Consider the following 12,012-nt stretch of genomic DNA (forward strand, 5'->3'; position numbering starts at 1 on the left):
ACTACAAATTAAACTGACTTAGTATCAACAGGTACACTAGGACTCATTGTTGTTGAAATATAGATAGATTTCACATAAGTTCCTTTAGCAGCTGTAGGTTTCAATTTTATTAACGTTTGAATTAATTCACTTGCATTCTCAACAATTTTATCTGCTGTAAATGAAATTTTTCCTATTGCAGCGTGAACAATCCCTGTTTTATCAACACGAAAATCAATTTTACCTGATTTTACCTCTTGAACAGCTTTACCTATTTCCATCGTTACAGTACCTGTTTTAGGGTTAGGCATTAATCCACGCGGACCTAAAACACGTCCTAACGGTCCTAATTTCCCCATAACACTTGGCATTGTAACGATAACGTCTACATCTGTCCAACCATCTTTAATTTTTTGTAGATATTCATCTAGCCCTACGTAGTCTGCACCTGCAGCTTTTGCTTCAGCCTCTTTATCAGGAGTAACCAACGCAAGAACTTTCACATCTTTTCCTGTCCCGTGAGGAAGTGTCACAACCCCTCTTACCATTTGATTGGCTTTACGAGGATCAACTCCTAAACGCACCGCGATATCCACAGAGGCATCAAACTTTGTATAAGTGATTTCTTTCAATAATGCAGAAGCCTCAGTCAATGAGTACAATTTATTGTAGTCAACCTTAGATAAAGCCTCTTTGTGTTTCTTTGTCAATTTTGCCATAATTTCTCAGATTAAAAAGGTTTATCTCCAGTTATTGTTATTCCCATTGAGCGTGCTGTACCAGCAACCATACTCATTGCAGATTCAATTGTAAATGCATTCAAATCAGGCATTTTATCTTCTGCAATCGCTTTCACTTGGTCCCAAGTGATACTTGCTACCTTTTTACGGTTAGGCTGACCAGATCCACCTTTAGCCTTAGCGGCTTCCAATAGCTGAACTGCAGTAGGTGCGGTTTTAACTACAAAATCAAATGATTTGTCTTTATAAACTGTGATAACAACAGGAACAACTTTCCCTTGTTTGTCCTGTGTACGAGCATTAAACTGTTTACAGAACTCCATAATGTTAACACCGGCAGCACCTAAAGCGGGTCCAATTGGTGGCGATGGATTCGCTTGACCTCCCCGAGCTTGTAGCTTAACTACTTTACTAATTTCTTTTGCCATTGTTTGTTATTAATAATTAATTTTATTTACTAAAAAAGGAAAGTCAAAAATCCTAATTTCTACATTTCTAAGGACTTCCGACTTTCAGTACCTTTAATATTTTATACTTTTTCAACCTGCATATAGCTCAACTCTAATGGTGTTTTTCTTCCAAAAATCTTAACCATTACTTCTAGCTTACGTTTCTCTTCATTAACTTTTTCTACAGAACCATTGAATCCATTAAAAGGTCCATCGACAACTCTCACAGTTTCCCCAACTACAAAAGGAATAGCCATTACCTCTACATTTTCAGAAAGCTCATCGACCTGTCCTAACATCCGATTTACGTCTGATTTACGTAACGGAAGAGGATCTCCTCCCTTTGTTTCACTTAAAAATCCAACAACTCCAGGTATTGATTTGACAATGTGTATAACCTCTCCTACCAGATTTGCCTTTACCATTACATATCCAGGCATATGTACTCTTTCCTTGTTTATTTTCTTTCCATTGCGAATTTGAACAATTTTCTCTGTAGGCACCAAAACCTCCTCTACATAGTCAGCATAACCCAAACGAGATGTTTCACTTTCTATGTAGTTCTTTACTTTATTTTCTTGTCCTGTAACAGCCTTAACGACATACCATTTCTTTTCTAATACTACTGACATTTTACTACACTGTTACTTTTTTTACTTCATAAAGTTAAAATACAGAGCCATTACCCACTCAAAAAAAGAATCCATACCCCATATGAGAAGCGAGAATAAAATTGAAAACACAACAACGATAACCATTTCACGCTGAGCATCAGCCAATGCTGGCCAAGTAACGTGGTTTTTCAATTCTTCGTAAGATTCCTTAATATAGTTAATCATCACCTTATCATTTTTGCACGGGTGGAGGGATTCGAACCCCCATCAACGGTTTTGGAGACCGCTATTCTACCCTTGAACTACACCCGTTTTTCACAAAGAAGTTTTGAGAAATATCTCAAAACTTCTCTATTTTTCATTTATATCAATTTTCTTATTATTGATTAGTCAAGAATTTCAGTTACCTGACCAGCACCCACTGTTCTACCTCCTTCACGGATAGCGAAACGAAGACCTACACTAAGTGCAATTGGTTGCAACAACTCAACTGTAATAGTCAAGTTATCACCAGGCATAACCATCTCAACTCCTTCTGGTAAAGAAATTGTTCCCGTTACGTCAGTTGTACGAACATAGAATTGAGGACGATATTTATCTTTAAATGGAGTGTGACGTCCACCTTCTTCTTTACTCAAGATATACACCTCAGCTTTAAATTTAGCATGCGGTTTAACAGAACCTGGTTTACAAATAACCATACCACGTTTGATATCTTTTTTATCAATACCACGAAGCAACAAACCTACGTTATCTCCAGCCTCTCCGCGATCTAGAATTTTACGGAACATTTCAACCCCAGTGATAGTAGAAGTCAATTTCTCAGCTCCCATACCGATGATTTCAACAGGCTCACCTGTTTTAGCAACACCAGTTTCGATACGCCCTGTAGCAACAGTTCCACGACCTGTAATAGTAAACACATCTTCGATTGGCATCAAGAATGGCTTGTCAATATCACGTGTTGGCAACTCAATCCAATTATCAACAGCATCCATCAACTTCATTACAGTTTCAACCCATTTAGGCTCTCCGTTCAATGCACCTAAAGCAGATCCTTGAACAATAGGACCATTATCACCGTCATAATCATAAGAACTCAAAAGCTCTCTCATCTCAAGCTCAACAAGCTCCAACAACTCTGGATCATCAACCATATCCACTTTATTCATAAACACAACAATACGTGGAATACCTACTTGACGACCCAAAAGGATATGCTCACGAGTTTGTGGCATCGGACCATCTGTAGCAGCAACTACAAGAATCGCACCATCCATCTGAGCAGCACCAGTAATCATATTTTTAACGTAATCCGCGTGACCAGGACAGTCAACGTGTGCATAGTGACGAGTTGCTGTTTGGTATTCTACGTGAGATGTATTAATTGTAATACCTCTTTCTTTCTCCTCAGGAGCATTATCAATTGAATCAAAACTTCTTTGCTCTGAAAGACCAGCATCAGCCAATACTTTAGTAATAGCAGCAGTCAAAGTTGTTTTACCGTGATCCACGTGTCCAATAGTACCAATATTCAAGTGGGGTTTGGAACGATCAAATGTTTCTTTTGCCATTTTAAATAAATTTTTAAATCTTAGTTATATAAATATAGTGTTTAATGTGTGCAAACCAAGAGCCAATGACGAGATTTGAACTCGTGACCTCTTCCTTACCAAGGAAGCGCTCTACCCCTGAGCTACACCGGCTTTTATTTCACAAAGCCTTCATTGAGCGGGAGACGAGGTTCGAACTCGCGACATTCAGCTTGGAAGGCTGACGCTCTACCAACTGAGCTACTCCCGCATTAATTTAGTGTGGGAAGAGCAGGATTCGAACCTGCGAAGACATAGTCAGCAGATTTACAGTCTGCCCTCGTTGGCCGCTTGAGTATCTTCCCAATAACTTAAAAACAATATATATTATGAACTTTTGAGCCGATAGAGGGATTCGAACCCACGACCCCGAGATTACAAATCACGTGCTCTGGCCAACTGAGCTATATCGGCAAAACATTAAAATCAAGATTAACAACAACCTTATTTGTAACGGAGTGCAAATGTATAGATATATTTTTACATAGCAAAAAAAATCAACACTTTTTTTAAATATTTTTACTACAACTAAAAATAAAAATCTGTTTTTCAACAAATTAAAAAAACAACAACTTCTCATTTATAGACTTACAAAACTCAACATTATTATATCTAAATCATTTCAGATGACATTTTTTTCTAACTTAAAAACAAACTACAAAACTCAAATGCAAAAATCACTCAATTTTTAGATTCTAAACTTTTTTCGTAATTTAGCCCTCAATTTTTCTATAATTTTTTATATTATGCTAAACATTAAAGACTTTTTCAATTTTAAACTTGTATTTTTTGTGTTTTGTTTGTCTTTCATTACAAACATAAACGCACAAATCCAGAAAACAGAGCCTCCTTTTTGGTGGGCAGATATGAAAAATCCTGAATTGCAAATTATGCTTTACGGAAAAGACATAGCCCACTATTCGGTAGAAAGCGAACTTCCCATTGTAAATGTAATTAAAACTGAAAATCCAAATTACATTTTCCTTACTGTTGACACAAAGAATAAAAACGAAGGAACATACAAAATCAGTTTAGTGCAACAGAAAAGGAAGGCAAAAACAATCAATTATGAACTAAAAAAACGACGTGAAGGCTCTGCTCTTCGTAAGGGATTTGACAGTTCAGATGTGATATACCTGTTAATGCCCGACAGATTTGCCAATGGGAACACAAACAACGATTCGCATAAGAATCTCAATGAGAAAGCAAACAGAAACTTGCCCGGAGGAAGGCACGGAGGCGACATTCAAGGCATCATCAAGCAGTTAGATTACATAAAATCCTTAGGGGCTACCGCCATTTGGAGTACGCCAATGTGCGAAGACAACGATGAAACTTATTCCTACCATACTTACGGACAAAGTGACGTATATAACATTGATGCACGATACGGAAACAACCAAGAGTATAAACAACTTGCCCAAGAAATGCACAAAAGAGGAATGAAACTCATCAAAGATTATGTTACGAACCACTGGGGTTGGAAACATTGGATGATAAACGACCTACCCACATACGATTGGATTCATCAGTTTCCGGGATATGCCCAAAGTAACTACCGAATGAGTACACAGATGGATAAAAACACTTCCGAGATAGATAAAAAGTACTGTGTGGACGGCTGGTTTGTACAATCTATGCCTGATTTAAACCAAAACAATCCGTTAGTTTTGAAATACCTGACACAAAATGCCATTTGGTGGATAGAATATGCCGACTTGGACGGACTTAGAGTCGATACGTATTCATACAATGACAAAGAGGGCATCGCAAAATGGACAAAAGCGATTATGGACGAGTATCCTAACTTCAATATTGTTGGAGAGGTGTGGCTACACGACCAAGCACAAATATCATATTGGCAAAAGGACAGCCCAATCAGTGCAATTCAAAGCTATAATACACACTTACCGTCTGTTATGGACTTCACACTACACGATGCCATCGGAGAGGCTTTCAAAGCAGCTCCTTCGTGGGATAAAGGAATGATTCAGGTGTATGATAATTTCGTAAATGACTTCCTTTACAAAGACATCAATAACGTTTTAATCTTTGCGGAAAACCACGACACTTCCCGAATAAACGAAATCTATCAAAAGGTAGAAGATTATAAGCTAATAATGACTCTTTTAGCTACCGCACGGGGCATTCCGCAGTTATATTACGGAAGCGAAATAGGAATGCGAGGCGATAAAAGCAAAGGTGATGCCTACATCAGACAAGATTTCCCGGGAGGCTGGAATGAGGACAAGCAAAATGCTTTCAATCCGGCAGAAAGAACCCAACAACAAAAGGAATATTTTGACTTTACCGCAAAATTATTCAATTGGAGAAAAGAAAAACCTGTAATACATTACGGAAAAACAAAACAGTATCTTCCCAATAATGAAGTATATGTATATTTCAGATATAATCAATCCGAATCTGTTATGGTGATAATCAATAAAAACGAAGAACAACAAAATATTGACCTTAATCGCTTTGCAGAAAGCCTAAAAGGATTCACAAAAGGAAAAGATATCATCTCCGGAAAAGAATTTCAACTTCAAAAATCATTACAAATTGCAGGAAAAACTTCAATGGTGATTGAATTAAAATAGAATCGTATCTATAACATTCAAAAAATAAGACAATATAACAATCTTCAACCTGATTTTATATTGTCTTATTTTATTTTCAACCAAAAACAATTCCTTTTATATGAAATATTTATACAATATCACTTTGATATTTAAAAATAATTTTTATATTTGCCCTTATTAAAACATAACAAAAAGATTTTTAAACAGATACACTTCAATTTAAAAGAAAAGTATTTATATTATTAACAAAATAATTACATAAAAATACAATTGAAACAGAAAATAAAAGAAATACAAAAGAAAAAAACATAAAAACATTGCATAAAAACACAAAAACAACCATTAAAAATAATTTTTCAATTACAAGAAATAGAAAAACAATTAGAAATAATCAAAATACAACACTATAAAATACAAAAACAATTAAGAGCAACACAAATAATTAAAAAATAATCAAAAATCAAGCAAGATATTTAGAAGAGAAAGCAGTAATTACACAAAAACAACAACAATAATTCAAAAATCAAATAGTAATAATATAAAATCAACAGAATATGAAGGGAAGACGAATTTCAGAATTACTATATCTTGAGAAATACAGATTAGTATTCGCAAATTACGAGGAAATGTCAGAATTAAAATCTGAATTGGAAGAATACGGCTATGATTCTGACCGTATGAATGAAGGAAAACAGCTTTATGTAAAAGCTCAAAATCTCTATGATAAAAACACACAAGAAACATCAGAGGCAAAGGAAGCCTATGCTATTTTTGAACAAGCCTTTGAACAGCTTGTGAAAGCATATGGAAAACACAGGAAAGCATCAAAAGTAGCCTTGATGCACAAATCTGAAGTATGGGAAACATTTTCTATCAAAGGAGAAACACCAAGAGCGTATCTTCCGTTTATAAAAGGAGCGAAGATATTCTACAATCAAGCTATCACGCATCAGGAAGCACGTCCGCTACTTGAAAGATTCAAAATCACGGAAGCCATTGCACAACAGCAGCTGTCAGCCATTGAAAATGTGGTTTCTTTAAGAGCCAAGTATGAGAAATTATCCGGAGAAAGCCAGCAGGCTACACAAGATAAGAACAAAGCTTTTGCCGAGATAGATAAATGGATACGAGAGTTTTATGCAGTTGCTAAAATTGCCTTAGAAGACAAACCACAACTACTTGAAGGCATCGGATTACAAATGCGAAGTCAATAATAACAATCGTTTTTTAACTATCTGAAACTTATAATACTTTATCAGACTTCAAAGATATAACAATAAAACCTATAAAAGTTTTATTTCCCTTTGAAGTTTGATAAAGTTTGTTTTAAATTTATTAAATTACATCAACAAAAGATTAAATAAAAGAGAGAAAATAACAAAAAATATGTCGCAACAGAAAACCAACTTTTTTGATACACAGGTACTCGGGCATCCAGCAGGATTGTTCGTATTATTTTTTACCGAAATGTGGGAACGTTTTTCCTTTTACGGGATGCGGGTACTTTTGGTAAACTTCCTAACAATGGCTCTCATTGGCTATAACCCCGGTTGGGAGTGGACAACAGAGAATGCAGGAGCATTATTCGGAACGTACGTAATGCTTTTGTATCTCACACCCATTGTGGGAGGCACCATAGCCGATAAATTCATAGGCTACCGATGGGCAATAGTTATCGGAGCTATCATTATGACACTGGGACACGCTGCAATGGCTCTCGAAACCGAGTTTTGGCTTTACGTAGGGCTGGGATTGTTAGTAATCGGGACGGGCTTTTTCAAACCAAATATGACTTCCATCATTTCACATATGTATAAAGACCTTCCGGAAAAGAAAGACGGAGCATACACCATCTTTTATATGGGAGTAAACGCGGGGGCTTTCTTCGGAATGATGCTTTGCGGATATATGGCAGAAAAAGTAGGATGGAGCTGGGGATTTGGTTTAGCGGGAGTATTTATGCTCATCGGTACGCTTCAATTTTGGTTGGCACGTCCGCTTTTTGGCACAATCGGTGATGTTCCGTCAAAAAACAAGCAAGAAACTAACAAAGTAACTCAAAATAAATCTATCTCCGATGAAGATAAACCCAATCCCTTTACATTATTGGATAAAATATTGATTGGAGTGGCAGTCATCATCGGTTTAGGGTACGCCATCAACGACCCATTATCACGCATCGGGGGAATTGATTTGTTTTCCTTTTTAGAAACAAGCAACATCAAAGGACAATATATCGCCGTTATCTTCGGATTAATTGTTTTCTTCTTTGTTATTATCTCAAGGCTTGCCCGATATACAAAAATCGTGCGTGAGCGTATGATAACCGTCATCATTTTTGCTTTCTTCACCGTATTTTTCTGGCTTTCCTTCGAGCAAGGAGCTTCTTCCTTGATTCTTTTTGCAAGAGACAACGTCCAAAGAGAGCTTTTAGATAATCAAGCAATCATTTTCAACATTGTAAATGCATTACTCACGGTTATTCCATTGGCTTTAATCAGTTATGTATTGATTATCTTAGCCAAAAAGACTTTCTCCAAGATATTAGCATCAAACATCGTCCTGCTTATTTGCTTCGGGCTTGTATGGGTAATTGTAGGTTGGATGTTGCAACGCGATTTCAAAACGGTAGCGTACAATGTAAGCTATGAAGCATTTGAAGTATATGAAAGTGATGGCAAAAACATCAAAATAAAAGAAGACGGAAACTATGCGGTAAAGCATATCCCCCTCAATATTGATAACAACATTACTTTTACAGAAGAAAACCGCATCGAAAAAACAGAAAAATTATTCAAAATAACAGAAACCAATGCTGAGGGAAAAACCATCGTAAAATATCTTCCTTACAGCGAGAGCAAAACGCCAAAAGAAAGTTTTGAAATTGTCGAAAATACCATTCAAACTATTGCTTTACCCCGTATGGACAACAAAACAGGAAAGCAAGCAACCGACAAAAAGGGAAATAAACTTTTCGACTTCTATGTGCCGGGCAAAAACAATGGTCTTTCTGTTGTAAGTAAAGAAACAATTATTGGCGAAGGGGATTATCATTTCAGCAAAGGAGAAGAAATTCTTATTTTAACCAAAGATAATAAGTTCTCCTCCTTCGGGTATGCCGATATGAAGAAAGCGGCGTGGGCAAAACAGCGTGCGGAAGAACTAAACGCCAGTAATGGACTCATAAGAGCCGTCGTGAAAGAAGAAAGAGCCAATTGGGTAGAGATTACCACCTCTTGGTTTTCCATTCTCAACTCATTTTTTATCATCGCATTGGCAAATGTTTTCTCCCGCTTCTGGGATAGTCGTTACAACCCTCCTGCGGCAGTGAAATACGGACTGGGGCTTATCATAATGGCCGTTGGTTTTGGTTTGCTCGCCTTTGGGGCACACGGGGTAGGCTCCGGAGTGAAGGTAAGTATGCTTTGGCTGGTCGTTGCGTATCTTTTTCATACAATGGGAGAGCTTTGTATGGCACCGGTGGGCTTATCTTACGTATCGAAGCTCGTTCCTGCCCGAATGATAGCCTTTATGTTCGGAATGTGGTACTTAGCAATTGCCATCGGGAACAAATTAGCAGCCATATTGGGCGGGCAGATTGAAAACATTACCGAAAAATACAATTTATCCACATTTTTCCTGATATTCACCATCGTGCCTATCATTGCAGGGTTGCTTATTATCTTCATCAGTCCGTTAGTTAAGAAATTAATGCATGGAGTGAAATAAAGTAAACCGAAGCGAACGTATTTATTTACCCAAACGGAAAGAAACTCATACAGAACAAGTTATTTCGCTTTATTTTATCTGAAGATTGTATCTAAAACTCTTTTATATCGATTAAATAATTCTTAAAGCTGAAAATTTTTATTTATAAACTGTCAGGAAATATAAGAAAACACGACTAAGTACATATACAAATATTATTAAATTTATGCGTAAAATTATTTTTTCTACTCTTGCAACCACAATAATGGTTTGCGAAACAAGTTTTGGTCAAGGATGCAGCGATGCAGGTTTTTGTACAATTAATAATGTAAAACCCGTAAACTTCTGGGAACGAGTTGAGCCTGTTAAAAATCAAATTAAGGCAGGATTTTTCTTTGGAAAGGGAGATAATTCCGTAAATGTTTGGGGAAATTATTTGGAATACAATCGGCAAGTTTCGGATGTATTTAGTTTTGATGCCAAAGTAACATCTATTGCTCAAAACGGGAACGGAATTCGTTCTTTCGGGCTTTCAGATATATTAATTTCAGGTAATTATCAAATTAATGAAAGATTGGGCTTTACATTAGGGACAAAAATTCCTCTTTCCGATGGCAATAAAAAGCAAGAAGGACTGTCATTACCTATGGATTATCAACCCAGTTTAGGAACACTTGATGCTATTATGGCTTTGAGCTATCAAATTAACAAATTGCATCTTGTTTTTGCTTGGCAACAGCCTATTTTACAAAACAAGAATGAATTTTTGGCTGAAATACAAACAAATAACCTTTTAAAGAAGTTTCAATCTACTCGAAATTATGAGCGGGCAGGCGATATTCTTTTACGGGCTTCCTATCCGATTGCAATAACAGACAAATTCAAGCTAACGCCAAGCATTTTGCCTATTTATCATTTAACAAATGACCGTTTTACGGATATTTCAGGTATCAAACAAAGCATTGAAGGTTCAAAAGGATTAACCTTAAACGGAAATATTTATTTGGATTATCAAATTAATGCAAAAAATAGTCTTCAACTTAATGCAGGAATGCCTTTTATAACACGAAAAGCACGTCCCGACGGACTAACAAGGCATTTTGTAGCTAATTTGGAATACAGAATCCGATTTTAACATTGTAGCAATTCAGATGTATTTCATTTTTGAGAAATAATACTTACTTTTGCACTATAATCAGCAGCATAAAAGCATATGAATAACCAAAAATATAATAGTTTGGTAGTTTTAGGCAAGTTTTTATCACAATTTGCTTCTTTTCCGTATGTAAAAGATGAAAATTTAGCACCAAACAATGATATTTACTTTAAAAAATTTGAAGAAATTTTGGTTTTGGCAGAACAGCAAAACGGTTGGTTTACACCTGAAAACCTGCAATTTGCTTGTAAGTCGTGGGCGAAGGCTCTGAGAGAAGAAAACATCCGTAAGTGGCTTGAAAAATATGATTTGGAGAACGTTTCACCAAAAAAGGTCGCTATTATTATGGCTGGTAACATTCCGTTGGTGGGTTTTCACGACTTTTTATCGGTGCTGGTTTCAGGACATAAAGCTATCGTAAAGCTATCGTCAGAAGACAAAATATTATTGCCTTTCATCGCTGATTATTTGCAACATATTGAGCCTGCTTGGCAAGAGCAATTCATCTTTACTGACGAACGAATAACAGATTTCGATGCAGTCATTGCCACAGGAAGTAACAATACGGCACGTTATTTTGAATATTATTTCGGAAAAAAGCCTCATATCATTCGTAGAAACCGAAATTCCGTAGCAGTACTCACAGGAAAGGAAACTGAAAAAGAACTTTTTGAACTCGGAAAGGATATTTTTACTTATTTTGGGCTGGGTTGCCGAAGTGTTTCAAAACTTTTTGTACCTCAGAACTATGATTTTGACCGTTTTTTCAAATCGATTTACCCTTTCAAGGATATTATTAATGGTCAGAAGTATGCCAATAACTATGATTACAATAAGGCAGTTTATCTGATGAGTTTGTTTAAACTTCGAGAGAATGGTTTTTTGGTTCTGAAAGAAGACGCAAGCTATGCCTCACCTATTGCAACTCTTTTCTATGAATACTATGACAGTTCGGAAGGTTTGAAAGAGAAACTTCAAGCTGACCGGGATAAAATACAGTGTGTTGTGGCAAAGGACTTTATAGAAAACGAGATTCCCTTTGGTCAAACACAAGCTCCACAGCTTTGGGATTATGCTGACGGAATAGACACTGTTACATTCCTAACAAATTTGTAACAAAAAAAACATACATTTTGCACTACGTCAGGAAATAATTTAAGACTTTTGCAAAGAATTCACACACAAACAGAAG

The 12,012-nt window shown here is 36.3% G+C and carries 10 protein-coding genes and 5 tRNA genes; 5 read left to right on the plus strand and 10 right to left on the minus strand.

Translation table 11 applies throughout. The features are described from left to right. Positions 1-8: 8 nt before the first annotated feature. The 10 genes from rplA to GN105_RS01620 form a co-directional block, all read right to left on the minus strand. A complete protein-coding gene (gene rplA, locus GN105_RS01575; RefSeq protein ID WP_155283700.1) occupies positions 9-698 on the minus strand; it encodes a 50S ribosomal protein L1 in 690 nt (229 codons plus the stop codon). 11 nt (positions 699-709) lie between these two features. Then, positions 710-1,147 (minus strand): 50S ribosomal protein L11, encoded by a 438-nt coding sequence (gene rplK, locus GN105_RS01580; RefSeq protein WP_155283701.1) that lies wholly within the window; start codon positions 1,145-1,147, stop codon positions 710-712. Between the two features lie 101 nt (positions 1,148-1,248). After that, positions 1,249-1,800 carry a transcription termination/antitermination protein NusG gene (nusG, locus tag GN105_RS01585; RefSeq protein ID WP_155283702.1) on the minus strand — a complete coding sequence of 184 codons (552 nt, stop codon included), beginning with the start codon at positions 1,798-1,800 and terminating at the stop codon, positions 1,249-1,251. Positions 1,801-1,821: 21 nt separating this feature from the next. Continuing rightward, positions 1,822-2,007, minus strand: a complete 186-nt coding sequence (secE, locus tag GN105_RS01590) for a preprotein translocase subunit SecE (RefSeq protein WP_155283703.1) — start codon at positions 2,005-2,007, stop codon at positions 1,822-1,824. 16 nt (positions 2,008-2,023) lie between these two features. After that, a tRNA-Trp gene (locus GN105_RS01595) sits at positions 2,024-2,094 on the minus strand. A gap of 74 nt (positions 2,095-2,168) precedes the next feature. After that, on the minus strand, positions 2,169-3,356 hold the full coding sequence (gene tuf, locus GN105_RS01600; protein ID WP_155283704.1) for an elongation factor Tu: 1,188 nt from the start codon (positions 3,354-3,356) through the stop codon (positions 2,169-2,171). Positions 3,357-3,416: 60 nt separating this feature from the next. Next, positions 3,417-3,488 (minus strand) — tRNA-Thr (locus GN105_RS01605). 24 nt (positions 3,489-3,512) lie between these two features. Further along, a tRNA-Gly gene (locus tag GN105_RS01610) sits at positions 3,513-3,585 on the minus strand. Between the two features lie 12 nt (positions 3,586-3,597). Continuing rightward, positions 3,598-3,679: transfer RNA gene (locus GN105_RS01615), tRNA-Tyr, on the minus strand. A gap of 35 nt (positions 3,680-3,714) precedes the next feature. Then, positions 3,715-3,788: transfer RNA gene (locus GN105_RS01620), tRNA-Thr, on the minus strand. A gap of 332 nt (positions 3,789-4,120) precedes the next feature. Here GN105_RS01620 and GN105_RS01625 point away from each other — a divergent pair. From GN105_RS01625 to GN105_RS01645, 5 genes are all read left to right on the plus strand, one after another. Next, positions 4,121-5,974 (plus strand): glycoside hydrolase family 13 protein, encoded by a 1,854-nt coding sequence (locus GN105_RS01625; protein WP_227977335.1) that lies wholly within the window; start codon positions 4,121-4,123, stop codon positions 5,972-5,974. A 536-nt stretch (positions 5,975-6,510) separates the two neighbouring features. Further along, the gene (locus GN105_RS01630) at positions 6,511-7,170 is read left to right on the plus strand and encodes a PQLLE family protein (RefSeq protein ID WP_155283705.1); all 660 of its coding nucleotides are present in this window, start codon (positions 6,511-6,513) and stop codon (positions 7,168-7,170) included. Between the two features lie 172 nt (positions 7,171-7,342). Continuing rightward, on the plus strand, positions 7,343-9,685 hold the full coding sequence (locus tag GN105_RS01635) for an oligopeptide:H+ symporter (RefSeq protein ID WP_155283706.1): 2,343 nt from the start codon (positions 7,343-7,345) through the stop codon (positions 9,683-9,685). Positions 9,686-9,890: 205 nt separating this feature from the next. Then, positions 9,891-10,799, plus strand: a complete 909-nt coding sequence (locus GN105_RS01640) for a hypothetical protein (RefSeq protein ID WP_155283707.1) — start codon at positions 9,891-9,893, stop codon at positions 10,797-10,799. 78 nt (positions 10,800-10,877) lie between these two features. Continuing rightward, positions 10,878-11,936, plus strand: a complete 1,059-nt coding sequence (locus GN105_RS01645) for an acyl-CoA reductase (protein ID WP_155283708.1) — start codon at positions 10,878-10,880, stop codon at positions 11,934-11,936. Positions 11,937-12,012: the final 76 nt, after the last annotated feature.

The organism is Capnocytophaga felis (genome assembly GCF_009684755.1).
Classification (GTDB): Bacteria; Bacteroidota; Bacteroidia; order Flavobacteriales; family Flavobacteriaceae; genus Capnocytophaga; species Capnocytophaga felis.

Bases quoted from the DNA above. Each gene is read 5' to 3' on its own strand.
- nusG (WP_155283702.1), bottom strand. From the start codon at position 1,800: ATGTCAGTAGTATTAGAAAAGAAATGGTATGTCGTTAAGGCTGTTACA.
- GN105_RS01635 (WP_155283706.1), top strand. From the start codon at position 7,343: ATGTCGCAACAGAAAACCAACTTTTTTGATACACAGGTACTCGGGCAT.
- rplA (WP_155283700.1), bottom strand. From the start codon at position 698: ATGGCAAAATTGACAAAGAAACACAAAGAGGCTTTATCTAAGGTTGAC.
- GN105_RS01640 (WP_155283707.1), top strand. From the start codon at position 9,891: ATGCGTAAAATTATTTTTTCTACTCTTGCAACCACAATAATGGTTTGC.
- secE (WP_155283703.1), bottom strand. From the start codon at position 2,007: ATGATTAACTATATTAAGGAATCTTACGAAGAATTGAAAAACCACGTT.
- GN105_RS01645 (WP_155283708.1), top strand. From the start codon at position 10,878: ATGAATAACCAAAAATATAATAGTTTGGTAGTTTTAGGCAAGTTTTTA.
- tuf (WP_155283704.1), bottom strand. From the start codon at position 3,356: ATGGCAAAAGAAACATTTGATCGTTCCAAACCCCACTTGAATATTGGT.
- GN105_RS01630 (WP_155283705.1), top strand. From the start codon at position 6,511: ATGAAGGGAAGACGAATTTCAGAATTACTATATCTTGAGAAATACAGA.
- rplK (WP_155283701.1), bottom strand. From the start codon at position 1,147: ATGGCAAAAGAAATTAGTAAAGTAGTTAAGCTACAAGCTCGGGGAGGT.
- GN105_RS01625 (WP_227977335.1), top strand. From the start codon at position 4,121: ATGCTAAACATTAAAGACTTTTTCAATTTTAAACTTGTATTTTTTGTG.